Here is a 15,369-nt window from a genome sequence, read left to right on the forward strand (position 1 = left end):
GCTGATTTATAATTGGTTTATTGATAACGAAATTAGTGTTAAGAGTAAATGAAGAGGGCATGCAGATGTTAACGATTAGGTACTCAAATGTTAACTGCCTATTTTTTGTCCGCTAGAGTAGCTACATAGGCAGATGGCAGCACCCCATATTCCTGTTTAAAGTACTTGCTGAACTGTTTAGGGTTGTTGTAACCAACTTCATAGGCGATCTGTGCAATAGTGAGCTGCGACTTCTCTAACAGCGGGAGGGCACACTTTAAACGGTGACTGCGCATAAAGGCAACGGGTGATTTGCCGGTTAGTGCCAGTAATTTCTTGTACAGGCCTACCCTGCTAATGTTCATTTCGCTGCTCAACTGATCTACTGAATAATCCGGATCCGACAAGTGATTGTCCATACGAAGAGAAACCATCCTTACAAATTTCTCATCCTGCGACTCTATGATTGTTTCAGAAGGTTTTACCTCGAGTTGCTTTTGATAGGTTTGCTTGGAAATCCTTTGCTGGGTAACCAGGTTCCTTATTTTGTACAAAAGAATTTCAAAATTGAAAGGCTTAGTCATGTAATCGTTGGCTCCTGTTTCCAATCCTTCCAGCTGCTCCTCTTCCGCTACCAAGGCAGTGAGCAAAATAACAGGGATAGCGGCCGTACGTTTGTCCGCCTTAATCTTCCTGCACAGTTCTGTACCGCTAAGCCCCGGCATGCTGACGTCGCTAACCACGAGATTCGGCTGCAAGGCCAATACCTTCTGCCATCCGGAACGCCCGTTTGACGCTTCAACGATGTCATAGTATTCCCTGAGGTTATCCTTCAGATAAAACCTGAAGTCGTCATTATCTTCCACAAGCAAGACAAGCGGCTTCTTGATATTGCCGACCGTTTCCACCAAAACCTGTTCGGGATCGGAAGCTGCTACTTCGTCTTCGTACTCGAATGGCGATTGCACTTCTGGCAATGGCATAATGACCGTAAATATGGACCCTCCTCCTTCCCGGGCTGTAACAGAGATGTCCCCGTTGTGCAGTTTAACAAACTCTTTGGTAATAGAGAGGCCGATACCACTTCCCTGATTAACGATCGAATCAGGGACATCACTTTGAAAAAAGCGCTCAAAGATCTTCTCCCGCTTATCATCAGGAACACCAATACCAGTATCCATAACAAGAAGGACCAAGGTGGGCAACTGCTTAAAGTCTGGTCCGTCCTTTAACTCTACGGTGACCTGGCCGCCTTCGGGTGTAAATTTAAAAGCGTTAGATAGAAGATTAAACAAGATCCGCTCAATCTTATCATGATCAAACAGTGTGATCAGACTATTGCGACTGCTTCTAAAGGCGAACCGTATATTCTTTTTCTCCGCCTCATCCGTAAAAGAAAAAGAAAGCTCACGTATGAACTTGATCAGGTCACCAGGCTTACGGTGCAGCAACAGTTCCTGAACCTCCATGCGACGGAAGTCTAGAAGTTGATTAACGAGGTTAAGCAACCGACGTCCATTTCGCTGGATCATCATCAGCGGTTGCTTTTGCTGTTCACGGGAATGCTTTATTAATTTCTCAAGCGGAGTAATAATTAGTGATAGCGGTGTTCTGAACTCATGGCTCATGTTCGTAAAAAACTTGATCTTCAGCATATCCAGTTCATGCATGGTCCTGGCCTGCTGCCTTTCTTGTTCAAGAAGAAATTCCTCGCGAAGTCGTTGGATACCCCTGCGCCGGATGAGCAGCAAAGCGGTCGCAATCCCTAAAAGATAGATGAGGTAAGCCAGCCAGGTACGGTAAAAAGGTGGCCGGATCGCAACGTTCAAGCTTACCGCATTGTTTACCCAGTTTCCAGAAGCATCTGTGGAAACGATCTTAAAAACATAGTTTCCAGGATCAATATTGGTATATGTGGCTCTTCTGTTGTCGCCAGACAGCTCTTGCCAGTGTTTGTTGAACCCGATAAGCTTATAGCGGTACCTGATCTTTTTCGGATCAAAGAAGTTAAGCGCTGCAAACTCAAGGGTAAAGCCATTTTGACTGTAATTAAGGTTCAATGTATCTGTAAAGGAGATGGACTTATTTAATATTATGCTCCCGTTATAGGTTTCTCCAATCTCTATGCTTTTGTTTGCGATCTGAAGATCCGATAGAATGATAGTAGGTTTGCTGTTATCATTCCGGATATTTCCAGGTAAAAACAGGTTAAAACCGTTTGCACCGCCAAAAAGCAGTTCCCCAGACTTCATTTTATATCCTGCATTCGCATTAAAAGCATTACCCTGCAAACCATCGTAGGCATCGTATTTTCTAAAGGTGTAAGCATAATCTTGCTTGTCCTTCTCCACGGTAACGGAGAACAAGCCATTTGCAGTGCTCACCCAAAGGTTTTGGTTATGATCCTCTACAATCTTTAAGGTTGCCATTTCCTTCAGGCCATCCTTTACTTCAAAATTTCTAAATTTTCTGGTTTGTGGGTTAAACCTGCTAAGCCCATCTCGTGTGGCTATCCAAAGAAAGCCGCGGCTATCCAGCATCAGATCGTAGATTACCTTATTGTTCAGGCTGTTTGGTTTCCCAGCCTCGGCTTTATAATGCAACATTTTACCGTTAGGCTGCAACTGATCCAGTCCATCTGATGTACCAATCCAGATGTTGCCTTTTTTATCGGCAACTGTACAGGAAATAAAATCAGAACTGACACTATTCGGCTGTACAACTCTTCTATGAAAAAATGTATTCTTCTGGCGATCAAACATATCTAAACCACCCCCAAGGGTAGAAATCCACAACCGCTGCTGACTGTCTTCCATAATATCCCAGACACGATCGTCTACCAGGCTATTTGGATCCTTTGGATCGTGTTTGTAATGTCGGAACGTACTCCCATCAAAACAGTCCAGTCCACCAAGATAAGTGCCTATCCATAGCTTTTTGGCGCTGTCAATGTAAAGGCCAACAATGATGTCGTTGCTCAGGCTATTGGTATTACCTGCCTGATGTTTGTATTGCCTGAACTGCCCCGTCTTGCGGTTAAAGTAGAAGAGACCGCCTCCGTTTGTACCAATCCAAAGGTTCCCTTTTTCATCCTCCACAAAACGGTTAACATCATCATAGGTAAGACCATTAGGATTGGAATATAGATGACGATAAAGGGGAAATTTAAGGATCTTTTTATGGTAAAAGCTGATGCCTTTTTTATAAGTACCCAGCCATATGATTCCTGTGGGATCTTTATATAAACATAGAATGCTATTCTGTCCAATACTCTTTGGATCGTCTTCCTTGTTTGTAAGGTACCTGACACTGAAATCTTCTTTATCCAACAAATTTAGGCCACCATGATCCGTGCCGATCCAGATCTGCCCTGCTGCATCCTGGAGTATTCCATTAATTAGATTATTATTGAGCGCCCCTGTTCCTTTATCAATAAAACGTCTGATGTTCTTATCTGTAGAGTAAAATTCAATTCCTCGTTGATTGTTCAATGTATACACCCAAAAATCACCATCACGGTCAATAAAGAGCTTAAAGTCCTGTTGATCGGCGGCTGCCTTAACCTGCAGCGTAGTGATCCGTCGCTGTACTTTTCCGGTAGTCACACTTAACATCTCTATGACCTTATCGCGATGGATCAGCCAAACATTATCATTGGTATCCATTTGCAATGCCGATACCGGGTTGTTGTGCAGCACAGCTCCTCTGCCCCTTATCGGAAAATGACGGGTAGAAGCCTTTAAAGGATCATATTTAAACACTCCCTCTGCTCCGGCATTAAACCAGAAATTACCGTTCTTATCTTTTAAAATATCAAGAATCCCAGTTGCCTGAATATGTAATTTCTTAAGGTAACCATTCACATCACTGCTAAATCTTTGCTGTCGTGGATCGTAGATATTGCCGCCACTGCGAGTCAGGATATATAAGCAATCGTTTGGAAGCGCATAAATGTTCAGTATGTAATCATCATTGATGGATGTACTGTCTCTGGGATCATGCTTGAAAACTTTAAACTCATAGCCATCAAATCGGTTAAGGCCAGCCAATGTTCCAAACCATAGGAAACCTTTGTCATCCTTAAAAATGCTATTTACCTGATCATGGGACAGTCCATTCGCAAGATCAAGTCTGGAGAATTGAATCTGCTCCTGTTGTGCAACAGCCAAGTGCGAGATCAGCATGCATATGAAAAGGCATATGGACTTTAATAGCGGCATTACGGTCTATAAATGGTAATTTTGATAAGAAACAAGTAAAAAAGGTTAAATCAGTTGCAACGTTCTAGCTTCTACCCACCCGATTGTTCCATTAGGAAGCTCTACTTTAAGCCAATCGTTCTTCGAGTCAATGATCCGGAGTTTTGTTCCCTCATGTATCAGCATTAACGTCTTCTGCTTTGCGTCTGGCGCACTTTTAACATTGACTGTTCCATTGAAAACAACACCTTCTTTATGCGCTTCCATATAACTCTCTACTGCCCTGGCAAAAGATATAAAGCAGATACCCAGCACAACCATCACCAGACCGCTATAAAAAGAAAGGCGCTTGGATCTATATGCTTGAGAATAAAGGTAGATAATCAGACCCGTAAACCCGGTAAGTAAAAACAGCACGCCTATCATCGACCAGCCCTGCACGGTCAGTAGTAATAGAAAAGAGGTCCACCACCTCGTTAAAAACAACTCGGGCAGTACTTCCATTTTATCTGTAATCTTTGAATTGGCCAAAGCCAGGTTCACAATAACGTCCCTGTCGTTCGGAGCCAGTCGACGCGCCCGCTCATAGTTCAATATAGCAGAAGCAAAGCTGTTCAACCTGTAATGTGCATTTCCTAAATTATAGTAGACTGCCGCAGTTTTGGCACCTGCATCCAGCACCCTCTGGTAGGTATTCACAGCTGCTTCATACTTTTTTTCTGCAAATTCCTTATTCGCTTTAACATACAGCGACTCCGCTGAATCTTTAGCAACACTAAAGAAGGGCATGAGTAAAAGCCCGAGAAATAGTATCAGGTTACGTCTGTGCATTTTCAATGTCTTTAATTATACGTTTAGCTCGTTCAAGTACCTCAGGTTGAGATACGCCCGACATAGGTGCATACCTTGCCATTTCGCAGAGGTCTATTGTTTCATCCACATCTTTAATCACTGCTGCATCCACCGACCTTTTCCTTAAGGCATCACCAATGATTTCCTTGCTCAAATCCGCCGCTGAGATATTCAATTTATCGGCAAGGTATCCATACAGCCCTTTATAGACTGCCTCGAAGAAAATTTTTGTATCTCCTGAAGTCAGCTGTTTCTGTGCGTTAGCCATGTGTCTTGCAGCTATTTTACTGGCTTTGCGACCTTTCACCGCCACCGCATCTTTGTTATGATCGCGAGACCATGTACGGTATCCAAGCGCTAGTAAAAAAGCTATCGGACCAGCAATTAAAGAAAAGAAAAACAATACCGAGCCATAAAAACCATTACCGGACATTGCAAGATCCGAGGGGGAAGTCTTGATGTACCTGATGTCCTTCTCTAATTCCGCTACGTCCTGCTGACCGCCATTTGCAAATGCCGTAACGTTAGTTCCAGGGTCGCCTTTTGCCACTTTCAAATCATAGGCGGCTGTATTAAGCACGACATACTTCCTGGTAGCAGGATTGAAATAAGAAAATTGGAAAGGAGCTAATTGATAGGTTCCTTCATGCCTGGGAATAAGCAAGTAAGTGTATTCTCTGTTTCCTGATACCCCTTCAAGCGTTTGTGTCAATTGGTCAGCAATCTTTGGATCATACTTTTCTATATCCGTAGCAACGGTCAGTTCCGGTGTTTTTAGGAGTTTGAAGTTTCCTGATCCTGTGACTTTAAGCTTATAATTCAAGGCCTCATTGGCCTTTAAAGCACTTTTATCGATTGAGGAAGCGATCGCAAAATTACCTACAGCGCCCTGGAATCCTTCTGGCTTACCTGCCTCCGGAAGCTGCTTTACATTGATACTGATCGGTAAGCTTTTGATCTTATACTTCACATCCTTAACAGCGCCGCCGAAAAACTGTTCCATAGGGTCATTCGATGGCACCTGTTGTCTTACAACGAACGTCATCGCTAGTGGATCCAAAGCAAGCTTCCCAAACCTTTCTGGAAATAAAAGCACCTTTTTTAAGGTGGCAACATTATATCTCGCGCCATTGAAGATCTCAGTGGTCCAGTCAATACTCTGGGTATTTATCTTAATCTCCTGGCTCCAGAAACCATTGAAATCCGGCAACTTGTCCAGCGCATTGTCCACAATATCAATGTTAGTGTAAAGTTTGTAAGTAACTGCCAGCTGTTCACCTTGATATACGCTTGTTTTATCGCTAACTGCCCTGATGAACAGCCGTTTCTTAATATCAAAAGAAGGATCAGTATTAGATGCGCTTAAATCGGCTGCGCCAGCACGATTACCTCCCTGCCCGGCGGGCGGTCCTTTCACAACAGTAATTCTTATCGCGTTAGACCGGTATTGCTTCCCGTCAACCACTGCTACAGCAGCAGGAATCGTATACACCCCTTCCCTGGCAGCGACGAGGTCGTAACCGAGCGACATACTCACCGTAGTAACGCCATTCACAGAAGTCATGCTTGAGGATTGATTAGGCCCGCCGACAACTTGGAAACCTTCAAATGCAGGAGGTCCGAAACGTTGAATACTTCCGTTTACAGCGAAACTTACTTCAAAAACTTCACCTACAGCTACCCTGGTCCTGCTTGCCGAAGCTGTAAATGTAATATCTGCGGCTAAAAGCGGTTTCGCGACCAGCAGGAAGCCCAGAAATAATATGATATACTTAAATTTCATTGTCAGTCAAACCTACCAATCTTTTACGATACGCCCTTTAACGCCCTTAGCTTTTTTGTTTTTAAGCTTATCCTGCGTCTGTTTCTCTTCCTGATTTAAAGCTTCCAATAAGCGCTCCGCTTCCTCCTTAGACAATTTATCAGGCTGTGGCTGTTCGCCTTTCTCATCTTTCTTATCCTGGTCCTTCTTATCCTGATTCTGTTTGTCCTTGTCCTGTTTATCTTTGTCTTTCTGGTCTTTGTTCTGATCCTGCTTATCCTTGTCCTTCGGATCTTTCTTATCCTTATCGTCCTTTTTCTTATCGTTCTTCTTGTCCTGCTGTTGCTGCTTAAGCTTCTCTTGCGCATAGGCAAGATTGTACCTCGTCTGATCATCTTTTGGATTGTTGATCAAAGACTTCTTATAAGCCGCAATACTTTCTTCAATCTTGTTAGATTCTAAAAGCGAGTTACCAAGGTTATGATAAGCTTGTGATTTGACTGCTTTATCAGTAGAGGTATTGGCGATATCTGTGAATTTCTTACCTGCATCTTCCAGCTTTTTCTGCTTATATAAAGCATCTCCAAGATTGAAATTACCAGCCACAGACTGTTGGGATTTCACAACTGATTTCCTGTAACTGGCTTCCGCTTCCTTATATTTCTTCTGTTGATACAACTGATTACCCTCGTGGATGTCCTTCTTTTCCTTCTGTGCGTAGAGCAAAGAACCCTGAAATGCTATAAAACTGATAATAATTAATACCCTCATGACTCCCTTACCTCAAATAGATTTAATGCACTTAACTTCAAATTCTTCCTGTTAGAGATAAAGAATTCTACCAGGAGCAAGATCAGAGTGATGCCGATAAAAAACTGAAACCGATTTTCGTAGTTTTTGAACATGCGACTATCATAGGTCTTTTTCTGCATCTTATTTACCTGGTCCATTATGATATTTAAGCCGCTGTTTGCATTGGAAGCCCTAACATACGCCCCATTCCCAGCAGCGGCAACCTCTTTACACATCTCTTTATTCAATTTACTTACCACAGTCTGACCATTCTCATCTTTCCGGAAGCCAACAGGGTTTCCGTTGTCGAAAATTGGCATTGGCGCACCCTCCGTTGAACCTAACCCAATCACATGGATGGTTACGTCCTTCGAATTCGCCGCTTTTGCCGCACTAACCGCATCATCCTCATGGTTTTCTCCATCAGTCATCAGTATCATCGCTTTACTCGTACCGTTTACTAGGTCAAAAGATTTCATTCCCATCTCAATGGCAGCCCCGATTGCAGTTCCCTGCGTTGGGACTATGTCGGTCGTAATGTTGTTTAAGAAGAGTTTAGCAGCCGAATAGTCGGTCGTTATTGGAAGCTGAACATAGGCCTCCCCCGCGAAAATAATGATTCCAACACGATCATTATGCAGATTATCAATAAGTTGCGATATTGCCCGCTTAGCGTTCTCCAATCTGTTGGGCGATAGATCACCGGCTAGCATGCTATTAGAAACATCCAGCAAGATCATCAGGTCTGATCCACTACGTTTCGCCTCCTCCGTCTTCGTTCCAATCTGAGGGTTTGCCGCAGCAAGGATCAATGAAGCAAAAGCGATCAGAAATATCCAGAACTTGATCTTTGGTCGGCTAAATGAGACCTCAGGGATCACCTGTCTAACCGTCTTAAGATCGCCAAAAGCTTTAAGCGCTTGCCGTTGCCATCTTTTGATCAGAATAAATACAAGGATCATTATTGGCAACAATGCCAAGGCCCATAACAACTGTATGTGTTCAAAACGTAACATAATACTAACTTAAGGCTCCTTTAAATATGGTGTTTCTCAATGCGAATTCTATCAGTAGAAGCAGCAATGCAATTAGCACAAAAGGCAAGAAACGCTCGGTCTTTTTGTGGTATTCTGTAACAGCGATCTTCGCTTTTTCAAGCTTATCAATCTGCTGATAAATCTCTTTAAGCTTCTCGTTGTTGGTTGCCCGGAAGTATTTACCGCCGGTAGCCTTTGCTATTCCGGTCAATGTTGTTTCGTCAATGGTCACCGGCACCTGCTGATACTGGATCCCTTGGCTCGTAGGCACCGGATAAGGCGCCATGCCCTTCGTCCCCACACCTACCGTGTACACACGGATCTTCATCTTGTTTGCAATCTCAGCCGCCGTCAACGGAGGGATCGAGCCTCCTGTGTTGGATCCATCAGTAAGTAGTATAACCACTTTACTCTTCGCTTCACTATCTTTCAACCGGTTAACCGCGGTTGCAAGTCCCATTCCAATCGCCGTTCCATCTTCGATCATCCCGTTGTTTACATCTTTGAAAAGGTTGATCAGCACATCATGATCAATAGTAAGCGGACATTGCGTAAAGCTCTCTCCACTAAAGATCACCAATCCGATCCTGTCATCCGGCCTGTCTTTTATAAAATCTATCGCGATGTTTTTACTTGCCTCTAGACGGTTAGGCTTCAAATCCTCCGCCAGCATACTTCCAGAAATATCAGTTGCAATCACAATGTCTATACCTTCGGTGGTAGAGTTCTGCCAACTTAAGGCCGACTGAGGTCTAGCCATTGCAATCACCAAAAACAGCGTTGCCAATACTCTGAACACAATTCCATAGTGCCTCAAAACACCATAACTTGACTTAACTTTCGTAAAACCAGTCACGGTCGACATCCTCAATGTACCTTGTAACGTCTTATTCTTCCAGATATACCAGCCGATCATCAAGGGAAGAAAAACCAGAAGCCAAAAGAAGCCCGGGTTTGCAAATTCAATTCCTTTAAATAAGTCCATCTCTCTTTGCTGCATCATTAGGGAATGGATTCACTTCTGCTGAGGCACTTACAAAGCCTATTGCATTATCCATACTGAGGTTATTGTCACTGTTTAAAGGCTTTTGTTTAGCAAACTTGACCAAATCGGCAAGCATCAGCATCTGTCTCAACCTGTTCTTGTTTTCTTCAGTAATCTCCAGGTGTCGTATTCCAGAGAAGATCTCATCAGAAGTCTGCTCCATTGCTCTGATCTTATACCTTTTCTCCAGAAATTCTCTGATGATATCAGTAAGTTCGCTGTGATATTGCTTTACTTCGTCTTGCTCCAAAAGCTTTTTATCACGTAAAGCCGTTAGCTTATTTAAGGCCTGCACATCCGGAGGGATAACGGGCTTTACGGCTATAACAACCGGCTCTGGCTTCTTTCTCTTCTTGAAATAAAACCATACCCCAATCAAAATAATAATCAGCAGTAGTCCTAACAAAACCTTAACAGAATTGTCCCGAAGCCAATCCATAAAGCTGTACTTCACAGCTAAAGGCTGCTTGATGTCGTAAATTGCCTTTGTGGTATCCACCTTTACGGCCTGCACCTGCAGTGTTATCGGATCGGTTTTAACCGCTGCACCGTTTGAAGTAAAGGTAAAGGAGGGAATGATCTGCACCCCCGCATCAAAAGCGGTAATGGTATATGCCTGACTGATGGTCCACCTTCCAGATTGATCCTTTAAGGTGTCCAATTTCCCAGCACTGACCACCTGTACCTTTGAAGAAAGCGTATCCCCAACGATCGGAAAGCTTACCTTTCCGTTTACCGGCAGATCCGCGGTTAGTCGCAATATCGTCTGATCTCCTAGTAGGATAGTCGCTTTATCAAGCTTAGATGAAACCCTAACATCCTGTGCCTTAGCCGAAAAACTAAATGCCGTTAAGCACAGCAGTAAACACCAGTTAATATGTCCTTTCATACTTACCTCTTTGCTCCTCGCTTTTTAAACAATGTCATTAACGGTTTTATATAAGATTGATGGGTACCTATTTTGGTAAAATCAACACCAGATCTTTTAAACAAATCCTCTAGCCTACCATTCCGTTCTAAAGCCGCGCGCTTAAATTCAAATCGCACTTCTTTATCACTTGTGTTTATCCAGGCTACCTGACCGGTTTCTTCATCCTTTACAGGGATAAGTCCGAGGTTCGGAAACTCTTCTTCGTGTAAATCAAACAGCCTCAATGCCACCAGATCATGTTTTCTATTGGCAATCTTCAGCTCATTCTCAAAGCTGCTGCTCATGAAATCTGATATTAAAAATGAGGTACATCGTTTTTTGATCGCTCCAGTAAAAAACCTAAGCGCTTCTGCAACGTTCGTACCCTTTTGTTTAGGCTCGAAATTAATCAGCTCTCTGATGATCATCAAGATATGACTCCTTCCCTTCTTTGGAGGTATAAACTTTTCTACCTGGTCGCTGAAAAAAAGAACGCCGACTTTATCGTTATTTTGAATCGCTGAAAAGGCAAGTACTGCACAGATCTCCGTAGCCAACTCCTGCTTAAGTTGCGTCTGCGTACCAAAGTTCTTTGACCCGCTGACATCGACCAGCAGCATGACAGTCATTTCCCGTTCTTCGTCGAAAACCTTAACGTAAGGGTGGTTAAAACGGGCAGTGACATTCCAGTCGATGGTTCGGATCTCATCGCCAACCTGGTATTCCCGAACCTCAGAAAAGGCCATGCCACGTCCTTTGAAAGCAGATTGGTACTCCCCAGAGAAGATCTGGTTACTCAATCCACGGGATTTTATCTCGATCTTTCTAACCTTTTTTAAGAGATCTTTGGTATCCATAAATTATGGTACTTCAACTGCATTTAATATTCCTGTGATGATATTCTCCGAGGTTACATTTTCCGCTTCGGCTTCATAAGTCAGGCCTATGCGGTGTCTTAGCACATCATGACAGATCGCCCTCACATCTTCCGGGATCACATATCCCCTTCTTTTAATAAAAGCGTATGCTTTAGCTGCCAGGGCAAGGTTAATACTTGCGCGGGGCGATGCACCGAAGCTGATCAGATTCTTGTAATCTGCAAGCTTATACTGCTCCGGAAAACGTGTAGCAAACACGATGTCGATGATATACTGCTCAATTTTCTCGTCCATATATACCTCTCTCACCACTTTTCTTGCCCGGATGATATCGTCTGGATGAAGAATTTTTGATGGCTTAGGCATGCCCTGAGGGGCTATGTTTGCACGCATGATCTGCTTCTCATCTTCTTTCTTAGGATAGCCAATCACCACCTTCAACATGAACCTGTCGACCTGCGCCTCAGGAAGCGGGTACGTTCCTTCTTGTTCAATCGGGTTTTGTGTAGCAAGTACTAAAAATGGGGTCGGAAGCGGAAAAGTGTTGTCGCCGATAGTTACCTGACGTTCTTGCATTGCTTCTAATAAAGCACTTTGTACCTTTGCTGGCGCTCTATTGATCTCATCAGCTAGGATGAAGTTAGAGAACAAAGGACCCTTCCTTACAATAAACTCTTCCTTTTTCTGGTTATAGATCATTGTACCTAATAAATCGGCAGGAAGAAGGTCTGGAGTAAACTGAATTCTGCTGAAACCAGCATCGATACATTTCGACAAAGTATTGATGGCTAATGTCTTCGCTAATCCAGGAACACCTTCTAAAAGTATATGACCATCAGCCAGAAGACCAATCATCAGACGTTCTACCATGTACCGCTGGCCAACAATAACCTTATCCATTTCATTAAAAAGGAGATCAATGAAGGTGCTCTCTTTCTGTATCATTTCATTCAAGGCACGCAGATCTGTGCCATAGTTTGAATTGTCTGTATTTGTATTTAACGCTTCCATTTAGACCGATTTTTTCGCTGCGAAAATTAGACAAACGTTAGACTTCCTGCAAGTTTTAAATCAAGTGTTTTGTGTTAAAATATGTTAAACCGACCCTGGTATGTTAGGATTTCAACGGTTAAATGGAGCATAATAGAATATGCGATTAAATTGTTAACTTTAACGACAAAGTAACCCGAGCAATAGCCAACGCATAGCTGTTAAAGACCGGATTTAGTTGTATCCGACAGGGAGATAACAGGGACCTAACAGGGAGGTTGCCCCTGTCAACACCCTGTTAAGTCCTGGTTAAATACGATTAACCTTCGCCCTACGTCAAACCCTGCCCTTAGGCAGTCCAGCACCCAGTCTAAGTTCCCCTGAAGTATAAACGGTCGAACTCCTTAACTTCCTTTAACATTTCTTAACATTTAAGGATTAAACTATTGTCTGCCGATTCGATCTATTCACTAAACACAACGGAAATCCTATGAAAAAGTTCATTCTAAGCGCTATACTACTCATCAGCATGGGTACGGTAGCAATGTCACAAACAACAGACTCTAAGAGAGTTCAGAAGTCCCCTGAAGAACGTGCTCAACGAGCAACAGACGTACTGGATAAAAAGTTATCGTTAACGGCGGACCAGAAATCTAAGATCTATGCGCTAAACCTTGAAGATTCAAAAAAGGTTAAAGCGAAACACGTTAAAGGTGAGAACAGGGACAGAACTGCTATGAAAGCAGCTATGGAAGAGAGAGATACCAAAATCAACAACGTTCTTGATGAAAAACAACGTGCATCTTACAAAGAATGGAAAGAGAAACGCAAACAAGGCATGAAAGACCATGCTGGAAAACAAAAAGGCGAAAAAGGTACTCGTGTACCAAAGTCAGATAAGGTTTAAACTAAGCGTGTCTTAGGGATAACACAATTGATTTAATGGGCGGCAGGAGAACTTGTCGCCCCTTTTGAACTTATGCTTTATTAAACCCTAACTCTTTCAACAACAGCTCCCTGTAGTTATTTCCTATTGGAAGTTCGGCCTCGCCAATAAACACCCTGTTGCCTTCAATGTGACTTATTTTCGATTTGTTGATCATAAAGGATCTGTGAATTCTAATAAAGCGACTAGAGGGCAACAGTTCTTCAAAACTGGAAAAAGGCATTTTAGGCATCAAAGTAGTCGTTTGAGTGACGATCCTTGTATAGTTACCTTGCGCCTCTGCGTACTTTAATTCATCAAATAATACCTTGAAAATTTTTCCATCGGTCTTTATAAATAGGTAATCCTCCTTTTGATCGGGCGCTCCGGAAGTTAGGCCAGAATTGTCAATTGCCATTCCTGGCTTTAACCGGGCAATCGCTTTGTCCACCGCGATCATGAAACGGTCGAACGAAAAGGGCTTTAGAAGGTAGTCGCATGCTTCCAGGTCAAAAGCGTCGGTTGCATATTCCTTATAGGCTGTGCTAAAAATGATCTGCGGTTTGTTTTTCAAGGTCTTTGCAAAAGATACCCCGTCAATTACTGGCATATTAATATCCAGAAACAAAATATCAATGTGTTGATTTTGGAGAATCGCTTTAGCTTCAAGTGCGTTTCCGCAGGATGCGATGACCTTCAAGTTAGTTAAATGCGCACAATAGCTGTTAATGATATCTCTTGCGATAGGTTCATCATCTACGATTAGGCAGTTCAATGCAGTCATATTATCTGATATTTAAGCGCAGTTCTACTGAATAAAAACGTTCGTCACTTTTCACAATAAGCTCATGTGCGTTTGGATAGAGCAGTTCCAACCGCTTAGTCACGTTTGCCAATCCGATACCGCCACTTTTACCCAATATACTGTTCTCTTCCTTTTCTATTCCAAAACTGTTCTTAATAAGGAACAAAATTGAGTTGCCCCATATCCTTAATTTTAGGTCCACAAATATCTCTGGAGAAGCGGTATTTTTGGAATGCTTAAAAGCATTTTCTATGAACACAATCAGCAGCATGGGCGCTATTTTAATTTCCGGATCCAACATTTCCTCGATCTCTGTAGTAAGCAGCAGCCTATCTCCTATTCTAATCTTTTCAAAGTCAATATAGTTCCTGATGTACGACATCTCATTTTTTAGGGGGACATACACCTCAGTTGCATCATATACCGAATATCTTAACAATTCTGAGAGCTTTAATAACAGTTGAGGAATTTTCTCGTGATCAGAGATGGAAAGGCCATATAAGTTATTGAGCGTATTGAACAGAAAATGAGGGCTTAACTGCGATTGTAGAAGATTAAGCTCGCTCTTGCTATGCGCTGCATCGCTTTGCGCTTCGATCAGTTGATTTTGTGTGACTGCATGAACGACCTTGATCATGACACCCAGTGCAATGCTGACCAAAATGAAGGGTATCCAAAACAAGATCAGGTTAATAGCGGCGCGGCCTTGTAACGGGAAGTCTGCATGAAAAAAAAGCCAACCAACTGAACTTGTGATCAAAACCGCGAGGAAAAACATCAAAGGAATAGGGAGCTTGGTTAACTTGGCCGACCACACCTGGGAGATGTACCTCCCACTAAAGACGCCCAATATGAAAAAAACAGTGGCAGCAAAAGAAACAGATTCATCGTCATTTATTGAAATGGACTCTACATAGGGATGTATAGCAATGAATATGGGGATGCCGCTAAGGCAGGCAAGTATGAAATAGAGGTTGTTTCCGAAGAAACTATTAGCTGATCCTTTGCTGAAGAGTTTCATTTAAACAGTACTATAAATTAATTGAACCATGGCTACAAAGCTGCACAAGTTTTCAGAAGACAGAAATAATAAAGGTCAAATGATAAGCTATTAGTGACGAACCCCTGTTAAACGGGGATCAGTTCGTTGGTCACCGATAAAGACACTTCTATCATCGCCTTCCTAAGGTACAAC

The 15,369-nt window shown here is 42.8% G+C and carries 12 protein-coding genes; 1 reads left to right on the forward strand and 11 read right to left on the reverse strand.

Going from position 1 to position 15,369, the window contains the following annotated elements; all coding sequences use genetic code 11:
• Positions 1-98: 98 nt before the first annotated feature.
• The 9 genes from WKF66_RS08290 to WKF66_RS08330 form a co-directional block, all read right to left on the reverse strand.
• A complete protein-coding gene (locus tag WKF66_RS08290; RefSeq protein WP_489673958.1) occupies positions 99-4,163 on the reverse strand; it encodes a hybrid sensor histidine kinase/response regulator transcription factor in 4,065 nt (1,354 codons plus the stop codon).
• Between the two features lie 81 nt (positions 4,164-4,244).
• Positions 4,245-5,009, reverse strand: a complete 765-nt coding sequence (locus WKF66_RS08295) for an SH3 domain-containing protein (protein ID WP_489673959.1) — start codon at positions 5,007-5,009, stop codon at positions 4,245-4,247.
• Positions 4,996-6,813, reverse strand: coding sequence for a BatD family protein (locus WKF66_RS08300; RefSeq protein ID WP_489673960.1), 1,818 nt, complete (start codon positions 6,811-6,813; stop codon positions 4,996-4,998). Before WKF66_RS08300 ends, WKF66_RS08295 begins: the two co-directional genes overlap by 14 nt.
• Positions 6,814-6,825: 12 nt before the next feature.
• Positions 6,826-7,563: a tetratricopeptide repeat protein gene (locus WKF66_RS08305; protein WP_489673961.1), complete on the reverse strand. Its 738-nt coding sequence runs from the start codon at positions 7,561-7,563 to the stop codon at positions 6,826-6,828.
• Positions 7,560-8,600 (reverse strand): vWA domain-containing protein, encoded by a 1,041-nt coding sequence (locus WKF66_RS08310; RefSeq protein ID WP_489673962.1) that lies wholly within the window; start codon positions 8,598-8,600, stop codon positions 7,560-7,562. Before WKF66_RS08310 ends, WKF66_RS08305 begins: the two co-directional genes overlap by 4 nt.
• A gap of 4 nt (positions 8,601-8,604) precedes the next feature.
• Positions 8,605-9,624, reverse strand: coding sequence for a vWA domain-containing protein (locus tag WKF66_RS08315; protein ID WP_489673963.1), 1,020 nt, complete (start codon positions 9,622-9,624; stop codon positions 8,605-8,607).
• Complete coding sequence (locus WKF66_RS08320; protein ID WP_489673964.1) at positions 9,593-10,555, reverse strand: BatD family protein; 963 nt, start codon at positions 10,553-10,555, stop codon at positions 9,593-9,595. The genes WKF66_RS08315 and WKF66_RS08320 overlap by 32 nt, the downstream gene beginning before the upstream one ends.
• A 2-nt stretch (positions 10,556-10,557) precedes the next feature.
• Positions 10,558-11,433: a DUF58 domain-containing protein gene (locus WKF66_RS08325; protein ID WP_489673965.1), complete on the reverse strand. Its 876-nt coding sequence runs from the start codon at positions 11,431-11,433 to the stop codon at positions 10,558-10,560.
• Positions 11,434-11,436: 3 nt separating this feature from the next.
• The gene (locus WKF66_RS08330; RefSeq protein ID WP_489673966.1) at positions 11,437-12,465 is read right to left on the reverse strand and encodes an AAA family ATPase; all 1,029 of its coding nucleotides are present in this window, start codon (positions 12,463-12,465) and stop codon (positions 11,437-11,439) included.
• A 469-nt stretch (positions 12,466-12,934) separates the two neighbouring features.
• Here WKF66_RS08330 and WKF66_RS08335 point away from each other — a divergent pair, with 469 nt between their 5' ends.
• On the forward strand, positions 12,935-13,351 hold the full coding sequence (locus WKF66_RS08335; RefSeq protein WP_489673967.1) for a DUF4890 domain-containing protein: 417 nt from the start codon (positions 12,935-12,937) through the stop codon (positions 13,349-13,351).
• 70 nt (positions 13,352-13,421) lie between these two features.
• On the opposite strand, the gene WKF66_RS08340 is transcribed toward WKF66_RS08335, so the two are convergent.
• Together WKF66_RS08340 and WKF66_RS08345 are read right to left on the reverse strand one after the other, a co-directional pair.
• Positions 13,422-14,153 (reverse strand): LytR/AlgR family response regulator transcription factor, encoded by a 732-nt coding sequence (locus WKF66_RS08340; RefSeq protein ID WP_489673968.1) that lies wholly within the window; start codon positions 14,151-14,153, stop codon positions 13,422-13,424.
• A 1-nt stretch (position 14,154) separates the two neighbouring features.
• Entirely contained in the window at positions 14,155-15,195 is a 1,041-nt protein-coding gene (locus tag WKF66_RS08345; protein ID WP_489673969.1) for a sensor histidine kinase, read from the reverse strand.
• Positions 15,196-15,369 lie beyond the last annotated feature (174 nt).

The organism is Pedobacter sp. (assembly GCF_037719805.1).
GTDB lineage: Bacteria > Bacteroidota > Bacteroidia > Sphingobacteriales > Sphingobacteriaceae > Pedobacter.